Raw genomic sequence first — 13,124 nt, 5'->3', positions numbered from 1 at the left:
CGTGACTTATTTGAATTTCTGCTTTAATGCCTCTTCCACTGCACTTGGCACTAATTCACTGATATTCCCACCGTATTTCGCAACTTCTTTTACAATGCTTGAGCTTAAAAATGAATACTGGTTGTTTGATATCATGAACAAAGTTTCAATATCCTCATTCAAAAATCTATTCATAGAAGTGATCTGCATTTCATACTCAAAATCTGAAACTGCCCGAAGTCCTCGAATGATGGCATTTGCTTTCACTTCACTTGCATAATCAATAAGCAGGCCAGAAAATGAGTCCACTTCTACATTGGGTATTGAATCAGTGACTTTGGCAATCAACTCATGGCGTTCTTCCACATTAAAAAGCGGTTTTTTTGATGAGTTGTTCATGACCACTACTTTAACTTCATCAAAGATGGTTGAAGCTCTTTTGATTATATCAAGGTGCCCCAATGTAATGGGGTCAAAACTACCTGGCACGACTGCAATCTTACTCAAATTCTTCTCCCTCTTCCCCTTGAAATCGATAAATTGAAATGACGGTGGCACCATATAATTCTTTTTTGAACCGCTCAAAAAAAGCCGTACGGTCGCCAAGCTCTACTTCTTTGGCGTGTTCACATATTACGATGGAATCCTCCGTCATGATTCCAAGTTCTGCTGCTTTATCCATGAGTTCATATGCTTTTTCCATATGGTAAGGCGGATCCAAAAACATTAAGCGTGCTTGCAGATTGTTCTTTTTCATTGCTTTAAGTGCCCGTTCAGCATCTATTTTATATACTTCCGCTTGATCCGTAAGCCTGGTTTTTTCCAGGTTCATCCGGATCGTTTCAATCGCTTTGCGATCTTTGTCAACGAAAATCACTTTATCAATGCCTCTGCTCAAAGCTTCAATGCCTAATCCCCCGCTGCCTGCAAATAAATCCAAGGCATTGCCGCCATCGAAAAAAGGGCCAATCATATTAAAAATAGATTCCTTAACTTTGTCTGTCGTTGGCCTTGTTGATAAGCCTGGAACCGCTTTAAGCGGGATCCCTTTTACTGTTCCTGCTACAACACGCATTCAATCGCCTCTTATTTACTAAATTTATGCTAAATGGAACTAATAGTCTTTACTTACCGATATTCCACAGAACAGCTGCGAAGACATTGGCCGCATCAACTGCCATGGGCTTCTTCCTTGTTTTGCGCCATTTCTATAATGCAAAAGTCAATTATATGTTACCGCATGTTGAACCTCTATGCGTCCGTGTATTAAAAGTCGAGTGCTCTATTTGGCTTATTGCAGAGCAATCGTCCCTGCCTTACCCAAAGCAACCGAAGCGATATAAATAAGAAAATTCTTTAGTTCAACTTATAAAGTGGTAAAATATTAAATGGAAAGGACGTGACCCAATGATTCAGCGATTTATCGAATTAGGAGAAGGCTACGGAGACTTATATGAACTCCGTGAACTGATCACCACAAATTCAAACCGTTTCAAACATGGTTTTATATTTGTTTCTACAACCGAAGGAGGCCAGCCGGTGCTTTCTGTTGCAGCAGCATTTGAACCAGCCGAAGAAGGCGGATTCATGCCAATTTACATATGCCGGGAAGGAATACCGGAAAACTCAAAAAGGCTCGGCCTATTTGAAGAAACCATCAGGCAGCTAGGCCATCACCCCATTAAAATGGATGTAAAACATTCTTCTGCCTATGCTGAAAAGAAATTTTACTTTAGCCATCTGATAGCGATTCTTAGATTAAACCATTATATCCCGCCTATGCAATAGTTATAGACCGATTTTATAATCGTATTCTTTGGCCTTATCCGGCTTTGCATTTTCATATTCGGTTTTCAAAAATGGCCGCTGTGATTCAAGAACTTGTTTGACGTATGGCAGTTTTGATAATTTAGATTTTGTAGTTTCAATAACTTCTTGGTCCATATAAAGAACGACATATTTCAGTCTACGTGAAATAAAATGAACATGCCCATATTTTCTTAGCGATTTGGCTTGTTTTAAATGATGCACATAAACAATGAGGCCCTGGCGATCACGCATAACTATCCCTCTTTTCTTAATTTCTAGAATACCATAGGAAAGAAAAAAGCCGCAACCAGAGAGAACGAAACTTTGGCCAAAGCTGAATGACATGGCTCTTTGCTCATATAGTGTTGCTATGTTTTTCTTCAACAGACGGCTTCCAGGTTTGAAGCAATCAACTCGTGATTAAACAGGATAAAACTAACATTAAATTTCGGAATTCGCTATAATAACTTTAGTTATATTATTGAGGGGGTAATCCATTCGTATGGGAAAAAAGACAAAAATCGGGCTTGCAGCAGTTGCGGTTGGCGCAGCGGCTTGGGCTGGCTCTAAAGCGCTCGTAAATCCTCAATTAAGACCGGGGAAAGAAGTTCTGGACTATGACCACCCCATTGTCCTTGCTCACCGTGGCGGCAGTGCCATTGCTCCAGAAAATACGATGGCTGCATTTTCAAAATCAGCGGAACTTGGAGTCCATGGATTTGAAATTGATATTCGTTTGACTAAAGACGAGGAAATTCTCGTTTTTCACGACGAGTACCTTGACCGGACGACAGATGGCGCTGGACGCATCGCTGAGATGACGCTTAATGATTTGCAGAAATTTGATTTAGGCTATCACTTTCTCGATCAAAAGGGCAATCATTCCTACCGGGGCAAAGGTGAGAAAGTGGTGTTGCTTCGGGATTTGTTCGAAGCATTTCCACACATGTACATCAATATCGACATGAAGGACTCTCCTGAAACTTATGAAGGCAGTTTGGTTCCCTCCAAGTTATGGAGGTTGATCGATTCTCTTGGAGTGCATGATCGTGTAGTGGTCACCAGTTTTTTCGATGAACAAATCGACCGTTTCAATCTTTATGCCCAAAACCGGGTTGCCATCGGAGCTGGTCAAAATGAAGTGAAAAAAGCGTATACCGCTTATAACAGCCAATTTGGCCATTTGTATAACCCGCGTGCGGATGTTTTTCAAATTCCGGTTCGTTCATCGATGTTCCGGCTAGATTCCCCTCGGTTTGTTGCATTTCTATCGAATCTGAATATTCCCGTCCATTATTGGACCATTGATACTCCAGAAGAAATGAGTGCCTTGATTGCGGCTGGTGCACAAGGAATCGTTACTGATCGACCGGATATCGCTATTTCTGTCATCCGTGAATTGGAAAATCAAGAGCAATAAAAAATGTGCAACGAAATCGTTGCACATTTTTTCATATAGTTTATAAGGTGGCTCCGCTTTTCTTGTCCAGCTGCAGCGCCTAGCTCCTCGGGTCGTAAGCCCATTCGGCTGTGCGGCTGAAAACATGCCGCTTCGCCAAACCGTCTTACGCCTGTCGGAGCTGGACAGGCGCTTCCGCTTTTCTTGTCCAGCTGCAATGGCCAGATTCTCGGGTCATAAGCCATACCGGCTGTGTGGCACAAAACGCCACTTCGCCAGTCTGTCTTATGCCTGTCGAATCTAAGCGGCCATTTCCGCTTTTCTTTTCAAGCTGAGCACGAGCAGCCTCCGCCTGTTCCGCAGCTTCCGCCGCAAGAAGATTCAGAAGAAAAGAAAGGATTGCTTGACGGTATTTTTACTGCCTCAGATACGGACCTACCAAGAATGAAGCTGACTTGATCCATTAGATCCTGAAGTTCATTTTCAGCCAGCCGCAATTCTGCCACTTGTTCATTTAAATCAAGGCGCCGTTTATCCACGCGGATCTGTTTCATCACCCGGCTATATTCCGGATGGTACTTGCCAAACCTTTGAACTTCTTCGTATTGTTCTTTTAATCTGCTGAAGGCATAAATTTCTTCAGCAAGATCTTTATTATTATAAACAGCATGATAAGCTTTTCGGTATTGCTCAACCTGCTCTGATTGTAAAATCATTTCGCTCAACTCTTCTGCGGAGTCAGTGATTTGAACCCATTCATAGGTCATAAACATATAGCATTCCTCCTCTACGGTTTCATCATAGCAGAAATACTCCCATTTTCATACATATTGAAAGGAATGATTCGATGAAAAATCTATCTAAGCAATTTCAGCGCATTGTCGATAATAGCTCCTTGGAAGATCTCAAAATATTAAGTGATTTCCTTGAAAACTTTGAAAAAAAACAACACGGAGAATTTAATACATATTTGAGTGCCAGCTTGAACATGAAACGTGACACAGACGAACATTCCAGCGTTGTAAGTATACCTAATACTCCTTTTATCCACAATAATATTGACATCCCGCACGGGGGTATTCTAGCCGTATTGCTGGATACAGCAATGGGGACGCTAGCAAACAGCAAATGCCCGGATGGCTATGCCGCAGTCACTACAAATATAACGATCCACTATCTTTCTGTTTCTGTCGAAGAAGTGATTCAAGCAGACGCCAAGTTGATCAGACAAGGCAGCCATACGATGGTAGTGGAAGGCAATATCGTTCAGCAGGACGGCAAGCATATAGCAACAGCAACCGGATCATTTTTCATCGTTCCAAAAAAGCAATAATGCCTTATTGCTTCTCTGCGTTCGTGGATTCTTGCCTCAAGAAGTTTTGAGTGTAATATTTACCGTAAACGCCTACTCCGATTTGATTAAAGCGGCTGGACAATAATGTCTCTCGATGGCTCGGGGAATTGATCCACCCATGAACAGCTTCGGCAGCGTCAAAATACTGAGTCGCTGTATTCTCTGCCGCCTCTTCAAATACAATATTTGCGGCAGTCAAGCGTTCGTTCAAGCTTTTAAGTTCGATTTCTTCTTCGGAAGAGAAGTTTTTCTTGGCCGTATTTTGACTATGTTCTTTAGCCAGCATATTGACTGATGGATTTACAGACAACGGATTTTTTTGGTGGTGTAATCGGTAAACATTGGTAAGGTCAATTATCTGCTTAGCATTTGCGTCATCGATAGCTTGCTGCAAGTTCGATGACGGAGTGATAACCGGCAGTAAATCTCCAGAAAACATCATGTCATAAGGCTGATGCCTTACCAGTGTTTCAGCATCCATAAAGCGGACCGCTTCTAATGTACGGTCTTCTTCATCTATATAAAGTTGGGCATATACTTCATCAAAACTAATGAGCAGCCGTTTATTTACATCATCAGCACTCAAACTAAATGTATAAATGCTGTTTCCGTACTTTACGGTAACTTCATTTTCGATAATTGTGAAGCGATACAAATCATCTAAAGTTTGTCCGATTTTATACGGCGCAGCATTCGTTGCTGCCCCTGCTGTATAAACCTGTACAATATTGCCTTCTTTAACCCCAGCCATTATATAGTTGGAATAAGATGCGTCATAGACCCACCACTCATAGCCAAAGGCAGAGGGTTCAATGCGGGCAGGTTTCCCGTAGTCTTGCAGCCATTCTTCGGTTGTATTTCCCACATAAGTGGACAGTCCTTCCAAAGGGCGTTCTACATCAAGTGGATTTTCCACTAAGTCCGGGTCAGGCAGCGGGTCTTGTGTTTGCGGAGCCTCTAAAATCTCATTTTCTTCTATAGAAGAATCAAAATAAAAAAATACGATTAGAATAATCGATAGAAAAATCATAATTCGCAATAAGTCTTTCAATCGAACAGCTCCTTAAAAGTTCTATATTCATAATTATAACAGTCGTCTGCATTCTGACACAATCTAGCCATTGCAACAACCCGTTTTTTCATCTATTATTAAAGAAGCATTTAGTCAGTTTGATATAGAGGAGGAGATCCTATGTATTTTGAAAATACAGGACTAGAGAACATTCAGGTAGACTTTACTTTACTTGATGACATTATGAGCCGTCATGGCTTAACTAAAGAAGGCCAGTGGGACTACGAGCGCGTTACATACGACCGCAAATTCATTGTCCGCGAAGGCACTTATTATTTGCGGGTATTCGGCTATGCACTTGCCGGCGATATTGATGCCAGCGATGCAGTAGTAAAATTGATGAAGCCTGTACTTGGCAAGCATTATTACCCACATGGTGTGGAATACGGCGAAGACGAGCATTTTCCGGAGCATCTAGTGAAATCATGCGCGGAAGTATTAAAAGCCATCCGAACTGAAATTTCCGCATTTGAAATCAAAGCATAAAAGTACCGCAGTTCACATTGAACTGCGGTTTTTTATTTTCTTCTAATTCGTTAAATGTCATGACTGGACATCTTCCGCATTATTATTGATATGCTTTGTGAGATAAAAAAAGAACCTTTTCAGGTTCTATTTTTATCCACCAAGTATTGCTTTGAAGACAGATGTTGTATGTCCTCCCTCATAAATAACATAAAGCAAAAGATAAACAATGACACCAGTGATTGCTGTGAAAAACCAAATCACACTCGTGACTGGCCCGAACTTTCTATGTTTCTCTAAACGGTTTTTCAATCCAAGCCAAATCGTAATCAAGCCCATAACTCCGCCTGTAGTCGCTAGGCATATGTGAAAGATCAGGAAAATGGTATAGATCAGTTTGTATTCATCAGGTCCTCCGAAAGCGGTATTACCGACAAATATGGTGCGGGACATGTAAATGATAAAGAACGTTAATGCAGCAGCACCTGCTCCAAGCATAACTTTTTTATGTGCTTCAATATTGCGGCGGCGAATCAAATACCAGCCAATTGCCACAAGCACTGCACTTAATACGATAAAAAATGTACTGATCGTCGGTAATAGGGGCAAATTCATTTAATAGGATCTCCTTTAACTTCATTAAGCATTGTGTCGATGAAAAGCCATATTCTTTCTATCTTGTATAGTTTTTGCTGTGATTTCATCAGCATTATCATTTTCGTTTTTCAACCATTCATAGAAAACCATCCATAAAAATACGGTGAAAACGAGTTCTTGCAATACCTTCATGGCAATGCCTCCAGTCCGCTGATCTTCTACAGTAGACATGGTTGTAAATAGTTCCGGCCCCGATAAATTAAGCTGGGAAAGAGTTCCCATCGGAACACATAAAGCCATTGCCTGCAGCCAAGCTTCTCCATTTGAATAAGTAGCATAAAAAGGAGTACTGCTGAAGATGATTAACGCACAAGCAGGAGTCATCAGCACGCTCAATCCGAATAAATAAGCAAGCTTCTTTAAACCATGGAATTTATGAGCGCCTTCTAAATTATTGACAACCGGCCACCAATAGAATATCGCTGAAACAAACAGCACTACATTGACCGAAGCGTGCAGCAAAGAACTAGATTTCACAAAATCAAAAACCATTGGTATATGGTAAAACGAAAATACCATCCCGAACAAGATCAAAGCCAGCATCGGCTTTGTAAAGAACATAAATAAGGGTTTTACGGCCGGTATATCAATAAATTTTCTCCATAACCAAGTTGGGATACCCATAATGATTAATGGCGGTACAAGCAGTAGCAAAAACGCCATCTGAACCATATGCATCGTAAAAATAATATGTCCAAGCAAATCAACCGGCGAACCTTTTATTACATACAATAACGCCATGCCTGATACAAACAAAACAGCTTCCTTCATTTTTAAAGGCTCGCTATCTTTAAATTTGTCTCTCCATTTTATAGTTACTAGAAAATATAAGGCCGTAATTAAAACGAGGACTCCCAAGTAAACCGGACTCCATAATGCCTGAAATCCGAATATACTGATCGGCATGCCAGCATACCTCCTTTTTCTTAAGTACCCCCATTATATAGTGCGCCCGTTGGTATATCAATGAACGAACTATGACAATTGAGGAAAGAAAAGCTTACGCACCTTGTACTTTTCCAAACAAGTGTCGAGGACTTAGCTGTTAAGGGCCGCCTCAGCCGTCCTCAACAAATCTGATGCACCAAGATGGACCTCTGCTCAGCATAACAGGACCATACAAATACAACGAACCTTTTTTCATTTGCCAAAACAGCATCTTCCCTAAAGACAAAAACCCCGCTTGCCAAAAGGCAAACGGGGTTTCCATTTTATTACCACCAAACGATTGTTACTAATGCAAGAATCGTGATAAAAGCTACAAACATTCCGCTGAACATAAAGAACGCGACCATGCCATGGCCTTTATTGCTCATATGCATAAAGTGATAAAGCTGAAGCACTACTTGAACAGCTGCCAATAAAAGAATAATTGGCGTGATCAAATATGGTGAAAAATCAGCTGCTACTGCCGTAAATGAAATCAATGTCAAGAAGATCATGATTGCAAATGACGTCAGATGATTGCGCATCTCTCTAGCGCGTTGGCGGCGAACATATTCATATTCTGCTTGTGTTCGAACATGCGTGTGCGTATCGTGAGCCATATTAACCGATCACTCCCATCAAATAGACGACAGTAAAGATGAATACCCATACTACGTCGATAAAATGCCAGTATAATGCAGCAAGATAGAACTTAGGCGCATTGTATGTGTTTAAACCGCGTTTCGAGTTGCGGACCATCAATGCAATAAACCAGCTTAAGCCGAATAAAACGTGAGCTCCATGCGTTCCGACTAAGGTATAAAACGCAGAACTGAAAGCACTGTGCGTATAGCCAAAGCCTAAATGAACATAATGATTAAACTCATAAATTTCTAAGCCAAGGAATGTTGCGCCCAGTATAACTGTTACCATGAGCCATGCCTGCATCGCTTTAAAGTTATGGTTTTTCATATGGTACATTGCATAAACACTTGTCAAAGATGATGTTAAAAGTATCATTGTCATTGCAAACACAAGAGGAAGTTCAAACAGCCCGGAAGCCGTAATTTCCATTCCGCTTGGTCCTTTGTCTTTCAATGCTAAATAGGTAGCAAATAAAGATGCGAACGTTACAGTTTCAGCGGCCAGAAGAAGCCAGAAACCGATAAATTTATTTTTACCTTCCATAGTAGCTGTTTCAGGGTGATCAGGCCACGTCTGCGGGGTATATTTTTTATTTAGATCCATCCATGCTACCCCCTTTAACATCTTTGATCAAATCTTCTTTAGAAATATGGAATCCAAGATCATCTTTCAATGAACGAAGCAGCATTGAACCGAAAGTTATCAATAATCCTAAGACGATAACCGGAAGTGTCCAAGCTTTGTCGCCATCAAGGTGATACAAGGCACCAAATGAAGCAACGAACATACCGAATGACATAACTACCGGAATAAACGAGCCGTTTGGCATGTGAATCTCTTCTAAAGGCTCAGCATAGATCATGCCTTCTTTATTGCCTTCCATTTTCTCGATCCAGTACGTATCAAGTCCACGCACTAAAGGAGTTTGTGCAAAGTTATAGAAAGGCGGCGGTGATGGTATTGCCCACTCCAGTGTACGGCCATCTTCCCATGGGTCATTGCCGACACGTTCGTTTTTAACGCTAGTAATGACAACGTTGACTAGAAGTACAATAACACCGATAGCCATAAACAAAGCACCTACAGAACTGATTGCATTGAACAAGTCCCAGCCTTGGTCAGATCCAAATGTGAATACGCGGCGTGGCATACCCATCAGACCTAGGAAATGCTGGATAAAGAATGTTAAATGGAACCCGATAAAGAAGAACCAGAAAGTGATTTTACCTAGTTTTTCGCTAAGCATTGTACCAAACATTTTTGGCCACCATAGATGTGTGCCTGCGAAAATCGCAAGTACTACTCCACCGACGATAACGTAGTGGAAATGCGCCACGATAAAGTAGGAATCGTGCAATTGATAATCCAAAGGAGCAATTGCCTGCATGACTCCTGTTACTCCGCCTGCTACGAATGACGGAATAAATCCGATCGCATATAGCATTGGCGTGGTGAAAGAGATGCTGCCTCCCCAAATGGTCAATAGCCAGTTGAAGATTTTCACTCCTGTTGGAACTGCGATAATCATAGTCGCTAATGCGAAAACTGCGTTAGCTGTAGGTCCTAAACCAACTGTAAACATGTGGTGAGCCCAAACCATGAAACCATAGAAACCAATCAGGATTGTTGCAAAGACAAGCGCAGTATATCCAAATAGACGCTTGCGTGAGAAAATCGCAAAGATTTCAGAGAAAATACCGAAAGCCGGCAAAATCAGAATGTATACTTCAGGGTGTCCAAAAATCCAGAATAAATGTTCCCAGATGATTGTGTTTCCTCCCAAAGCTACATCAAAGAAGTTGGCTCCAAACATGCGGTCAAATACCATAAAGAAAAGACCGACTGTTAATGGAGGGAACGCCAGCAAGATTAATGCTGAAGCTACAAAAGTTGTCCAAGTGAACAGTGGCATTCTCATGTAAGTCATGCCCGGTGCTCTCATATTGATGATTGTAACCAAGAAGTTAATACCTGCGATCAACGTACCGAAACCGGAAATCGTTAATCCAAGTGCATAAAAGTCAATACCATGGCCTTCTGACGCGAGCGCGAGAGACGCATAGTTCGTCCAGCCTGCATCTGGTGCACCGCCCATGAACCAGGAAAGGTTCAGGAAGATTCCACCAAAGAAGAATAACCAGAATCCAAGTGAATTCAAGAACGGGAATGCTACGTCACGGGCGCCAATCTGCAAAGGCATGATGGCATTCATAAACGCGAGCAATATTGGCATCGCTGCCAAGAAAATCATTGTTGTCCCGTGCATTGTCAACACTTCATTATATGTTCCAGCACTGAGGAAATCATTTCCGGCTTTCATCAACTGGATTCGGATCAACAACGCTTCTATACCACCGATCAAGAAGAATATTCCTCCTGATGCGAGATAAAGATGTGCGATTTTTTTATGGTCTACTGTTGTCAAGTAGTCCCAAATGGCAGCACCGAAGCCCCTTTTTTGAGCAATAGAACTCACAATGTAAACCTCCCTTTTTTAAGCTCCGATTCTTTTACTCTTCAACGGATAAAGACATCAAGTAAGCAGCAAGTGCATCAAGCTCTTGCTCTGTAAATGGTTTTCCGTCGTTCAAAGATTCTGGATCAGGCATTAAGTTGCCCGGTTTGTATTGTTGTGGATCTGCAATCCATTTTTTAAGATTTTCTTCGTTATGTTCCATGAAGCCAGCCACACGGTTGCGGTCTCCGAATGTTGCTACGTTCGGCCCTTGCATTACTCCGCCTGCGCCAGAACCTGAAACTGCGTGACAAGCGATACAGCCAGCGCCATCAGCACCGAAAAGCTGTTCTCCTTGTTGTGCAAGTGCACCTTCAGCAGGAGTCGCTTCTTCTTGCATAGCTGCTACCCATGAATCAAACTCTGCACGTTCCATTGTTTTCACTTTGAAGTCCATTAACGCATGGGAAGGGCCGCAAAGCTCAGCACATTTACCATAGAAGACGCCATCTTCAAGTTCAGAAGACGCTTGGTCAAACTCTAAGTAGAATGTGTTTACGTTTTCAGGGTTTGCATCCAGTTTCCCACCGATGGATGGAATCCAGAATGAATGTTTTACATCTGCAGAAATCAGGTTGAAGTAAACTCTTTCATTTGTCGGAACGACTAATTCTTGAGCAGTAACAATTCCTTGTTCTGGGTATTCAAATTCCCACCAGTATAATTTTGCTGTTACATTGACTGTTAAGTTGGTCATGCCATCCCCATCTTCAGCCTGAACATCCATAGAAGAAACGTCCGCTAAATCAAAAGTGGAATAAACGGTTGGAACAGCAAGAATTAAAAGCAAAACGATTGGAATAGAAGTCCATAAAAATTCAAGTTTTGCGCTTCCTTCAACTTGTTCCGGGATAAGATCGTCCCCAAGTTTAGAACGTCTAAACTTAACAATTGCCAAAATATAGATAACCGTTACAACAAGAATGACAAAAGTCATTACTGCGGTAGACAAAATCAATAGGTTGAATTGATCTTGCGCTACTTTACCGGCCGGTATCAATGTAGAGATTTCTGCTCTACCACACCCTGCAAGAAAGACAACTAATGCAGTCATCAATGCAAAAAGGCGCCATTTTTTGAGCCCTTTAATCATAGCTTTTCATACCCCGCTCTCATTTTTAAAATTTTTCTGCACTGTTGGAAACTAGACAAAGACGGCAAAAATAATCATCGACACAAATAGAATGGTCATGTAATTCAACGAATAGATGAACATTGTCTTTGCCCATTTCAAATCATCTTTCACACTGAACCCTCGAATGGCAAGAACCAACCAACCGATATTGAGCAATGTGGCCAAGATGATGAAGCTTATTCCGAGATCCATTAACAGGAATGGCAGAGGGAACAGCAGCAAAACCCATGCAAGCATAGATTTCTTTGTGCGGTGGAAGCCTTTGACCACTGGAAGCATTGGAATGCCGGCTGCACGGTACTCTTCAGTGCGCTTCATAGCCAATGCATAAAAATGTGGCGGCTGCCATATAAACATAATCAAGAACAGTGCCCATGCGCCCCAACCGAGCGTAGGTTCAACCGCTGCCCAACCGATTAGCGGCGGGATTGCTCCCGATATGCTCCCCACTATTGTGTTGCTGACATGCCTTCTCTTAGACCACATGGAATAGAGGACTACATAAGCCAAGATTCCCGCGATTCCTAAAACGCCAGCAGAAACAGATGCAGAGAACAATAATATTTCGCCTATCACGATGAAAGTCGTAGCGAGTGCTAAGACAGCAGACGGCTTAAATCTTCCTGTAACAGTTGGACGTGCTCTCTTGCTCGCCATTAATGGATCGATATCTGTGTCAATATAGTTATTCATCGCAGCTGAACCAGCTATGATAAATGCAGAACCGACCAAAGTATAGACGAGAATGTCCATCTCCTGCAGGAAATGCCTGTCGGAAAATTGGAACGCTAGCCACAGTCCAGTAAACACAGTAATTAAATTAGAATTTACAATTCCGATTTTGATTAATGCGAGAAAATCTTTAAGAAATGTGGTAGGCTCCGCCGTTTCATGAGTTTCCGCAGACAAAGACCGGCTGTTTGACATATAACCCCCTCCTTTCAAAGTTGTAAGCATATTCCGCTAACCATTACTATATCTAAATTCCAGCCGTTTTTCTACTTCAAACTGAAATTAACCGATAAAAGCGTTGATTTTCATGTAATTTGTCTCAGATATATGCTCTTTCAATCATACATGAGTACTCTCGTTATTTTAAGATAGAAAAAAATTTGTTTTTGAACAGTTTGTGAAGCTCGCTGGATTATGTCTAAATCTTGAAAGTTT

17 protein-coding genes are annotated in these 13,124 nt (G+C 41.6%); 4 read left to right on the top strand and 13 right to left on the bottom strand.

Annotation, left to right across the window (positions count from 1 at the left end):
- Positions 1–6 precede the first annotated feature (6 nt).
- Positions 7–486, bottom strand: a complete 480-nt coding sequence (gene coaD / locus AC3AQ9_RS00685; RefSeq protein ID WP_488305543.1) for a pantetheine-phosphate adenylyltransferase — start codon at positions 484–486, stop codon at positions 7–9.
- Positions 479–1,054, bottom strand: a complete 576-nt coding sequence (gene rsmD / locus AC3AQ9_RS00680; RefSeq protein ID WP_488305542.1) for a 16S rRNA (guanine(966)-N(2))-methyltransferase RsmD — start codon at positions 1,052–1,054, stop codon at positions 479–481. Before rsmD ends, coaD begins: the two co-directional genes overlap by 8 nt.
- 332 nt (positions 1,055–1,386) lie before the next feature.
- Between rsmD and AC3AQ9_RS00675 the strand changes: the two genes are divergently transcribed.
- Positions 1,387–1,767, top strand: a complete 381-nt coding sequence (locus AC3AQ9_RS00675; protein ID WP_488305541.1) for a DUF7147 family protein — start codon at positions 1,387–1,389, stop codon at positions 1,765–1,767.
- Here the strand turns inward: AC3AQ9_RS00675 and AC3AQ9_RS00670 are convergent, their stop codons facing one another.
- Positions 1,768–2,040: a YlbG family protein gene (locus AC3AQ9_RS00670; RefSeq protein WP_488306791.1), complete on the bottom strand. Its 273-nt coding sequence runs from the start codon at positions 2,038–2,040 to the stop codon at positions 1,768–1,770.
- Between the two features lie 250 nt (positions 2,041–2,290).
- Here AC3AQ9_RS00670 and AC3AQ9_RS00665 point away from each other — a divergent pair, with 250 nt between their 5' ends.
- Positions 2,291–3,208: a glycerophosphodiester phosphodiesterase family protein gene (locus tag AC3AQ9_RS00665; RefSeq protein WP_488305540.1), complete on the top strand. Its 918-nt coding sequence runs from the start codon at positions 2,291–2,293 to the stop codon at positions 3,206–3,208.
- A 305-nt stretch (positions 3,209–3,513) separates the two neighbouring features.
- On the opposite strand, the gene AC3AQ9_RS00660 is transcribed toward AC3AQ9_RS00665, so the two are convergent.
- Positions 3,514–3,960 carry a YlbF/YmcA family competence regulator gene (locus tag AC3AQ9_RS00660; protein WP_488305539.1) on the bottom strand — a complete coding sequence of 149 codons (447 nt, stop codon included), beginning with the start codon at positions 3,958–3,960 and terminating at the stop codon, positions 3,514–3,516.
- A gap of 74 nt (positions 3,961–4,034) precedes the next feature.
- Here AC3AQ9_RS00660 and AC3AQ9_RS00655 point away from each other — a divergent pair, with 74 nt between their 5' ends.
- Positions 4,035–4,520, top strand: a complete 486-nt coding sequence (locus AC3AQ9_RS00655) for a PaaI family thioesterase (RefSeq protein ID WP_488305538.1) — start codon at positions 4,035–4,037, stop codon at positions 4,518–4,520.
- 4 nt (positions 4,521–4,524) lie between these two features.
- On the opposite strand, the gene AC3AQ9_RS00650 is transcribed toward AC3AQ9_RS00655, so the two are convergent.
- Positions 4,525–5,592 (bottom strand): CAP domain-containing protein, encoded by a 1,068-nt coding sequence (locus AC3AQ9_RS00650; protein WP_488305537.1) that lies wholly within the window; start codon positions 5,590–5,592, stop codon positions 4,525–4,527.
- A gap of 141 nt (positions 5,593–5,733) precedes the next feature.
- On the opposite strand from AC3AQ9_RS00650, the gene AC3AQ9_RS00645 reads away from it, so the two are divergent.
- Positions 5,734–6,099, top strand: a complete 366-nt coding sequence (locus AC3AQ9_RS00645; protein ID WP_488305536.1) for a YugN family protein — start codon at positions 5,734–5,736, stop codon at positions 6,097–6,099.
- A 132-nt stretch (positions 6,100–6,231) separates the two neighbouring features.
- On the opposite strand, the gene AC3AQ9_RS00640 is transcribed toward AC3AQ9_RS00645, so the two are convergent.
- From AC3AQ9_RS00640 to cyoE, 8 genes are all read right to left on the bottom strand, one after another.
- Positions 6,232–6,693, bottom strand: coding sequence for a DUF420 domain-containing protein (locus AC3AQ9_RS00640; RefSeq protein ID WP_488305535.1), 462 nt, complete (start codon positions 6,691–6,693; stop codon positions 6,232–6,234).
- A gap of 24 nt (positions 6,694–6,717) precedes the next feature.
- Positions 6,718–7,641: a cytochrome c oxidase assembly factor CtaG gene (gene ctaG, locus AC3AQ9_RS00635; protein ID WP_488305534.1), complete on the bottom strand. Its 924-nt coding sequence runs from the start codon at positions 7,639–7,641 to the stop codon at positions 6,718–6,720.
- A gap of 151 nt (positions 7,642–7,792) precedes the next feature.
- Positions 7,793–7,945 carry a hypothetical protein gene (locus AC3AQ9_RS00630; protein WP_488305533.1) on the bottom strand — a complete coding sequence of 51 codons (153 nt, stop codon included), beginning with the start codon at positions 7,943–7,945 and terminating at the stop codon, positions 7,793–7,795.
- 4 nt (positions 7,946–7,949) lie between these two features.
- The gene (ctaF, locus tag AC3AQ9_RS00625; protein ID WP_488305532.1) at positions 7,950–8,282 is read right to left on the bottom strand and encodes a cytochrome c oxidase subunit IVB; all 333 of its coding nucleotides are present in this window, start codon (positions 8,280–8,282) and stop codon (positions 7,950–7,952) included.
- A gap of 1 nt (position 8,283) precedes the next feature.
- Complete coding sequence (locus AC3AQ9_RS00620) at positions 8,284–8,910, bottom strand: cytochrome (ubi)quinol oxidase subunit III (RefSeq protein ID WP_488305531.1); 627 nt, start codon at positions 8,908–8,910, stop codon at positions 8,284–8,286.
- Positions 8,897–10,783, bottom strand: coding sequence for a cytochrome c oxidase subunit I (ctaD, locus tag AC3AQ9_RS00615; protein WP_488305530.1), 1,887 nt, complete (start codon positions 10,781–10,783; stop codon positions 8,897–8,899). Before ctaD ends, AC3AQ9_RS00620 begins: the two co-directional genes overlap by 14 nt.
- Before the next feature lie 34 nt (positions 10,784–10,817).
- Entirely contained in the window at positions 10,818–11,915 is a 1,098-nt protein-coding gene (gene coxB, locus AC3AQ9_RS00610) for a cytochrome c oxidase subunit II (RefSeq protein WP_488305529.1), read from the bottom strand.
- Positions 11,916–11,966: 51 nt separating this feature from the next.
- Complete coding sequence (gene cyoE / locus AC3AQ9_RS00605; RefSeq protein WP_488305528.1) at positions 11,967–12,884, bottom strand: heme o synthase; 918 nt, start codon at positions 12,882–12,884, stop codon at positions 11,967–11,969.
- Positions 12,885–13,124: the final 240 nt, after the last annotated feature.

The organism is Planococcus sp. VCh962 (assembly GCF_057748275.1).
This window is presented reverse-complemented; position numbering and strand designations above follow the sequence as displayed.

Coding starts and splice junctions, on each gene's coding strand:
- AC3AQ9_RS00675 (WP_488305541.1), top strand. CDS start 1,387: ATGATTCAGCGATTTATCGAATTAGGAGAAGGCTACGGAGACTTATAT.
- ctaG (WP_488305534.1), bottom strand. CDS start 7,641: ATGCCGATCAGTATATTCGGATTTCAGGCATTATGGAGTCCGGTTTAC.
- AC3AQ9_RS00640 (WP_488305535.1), bottom strand. CDS start 6,693: ATGAATTTGCCCCTATTACCGACGATCAGTACATTTTTTATCGTATTA.
- AC3AQ9_RS00665 (WP_488305540.1), top strand. CDS start 2,291: ATGGGAAAAAAGACAAAAATCGGGCTTGCAGCAGTTGCGGTTGGCGCA.
- AC3AQ9_RS00620 (WP_488305531.1), bottom strand. CDS start 8,910: ATGGATCTAAATAAAAAATATACCCCGCAGACGTGGCCTGATCACCCT.
- AC3AQ9_RS00655 (WP_488305538.1), top strand. CDS start 4,035: ATGAAAAATCTATCTAAGCAATTTCAGCGCATTGTCGATAATAGCTCC.
- AC3AQ9_RS00670 (WP_488306791.1), bottom strand. CDS start 2,040: ATGCGTGATCGCCAGGGCCTCATTGTTTATGTGCATCATTTAAAACAA.
- AC3AQ9_RS00630 (WP_488305533.1), bottom strand. CDS start 7,945: ATGGAAACCCCGTTTGCCTTTTGGCAAGCGGGGTTTTTGTCTTTAGGG.
- cyoE (WP_488305528.1), bottom strand. CDS start 12,884: ATGTCAAACAGCCGGTCTTTGTCTGCGGAAACTCATGAAACGGCGGAG.
- AC3AQ9_RS00645 (WP_488305536.1), top strand. CDS start 5,734: ATGTATTTTGAAAATACAGGACTAGAGAACATTCAGGTAGACTTTACT.
- coxB (WP_488305529.1), bottom strand. CDS start 11,915: ATGATTAAAGGGCTCAAAAAATGGCGCCTTTTTGCATTGATGACTGCA.
- rsmD (WP_488305542.1), bottom strand. CDS start 1,054: ATGCGTGTTGTAGCAGGAACAGTAAAAGGGATCCCGCTTAAAGCGGTT.
- ctaF (WP_488305532.1), bottom strand. CDS start 8,282: ATGGCTCACGATACGCACACGCATGTTCGAACACAAGCAGAATATGAA.
- AC3AQ9_RS00660 (WP_488305539.1), bottom strand. CDS start 3,960: ATGTTTATGACCTATGAATGGGTTCAAATCACTGACTCCGCAGAAGAG.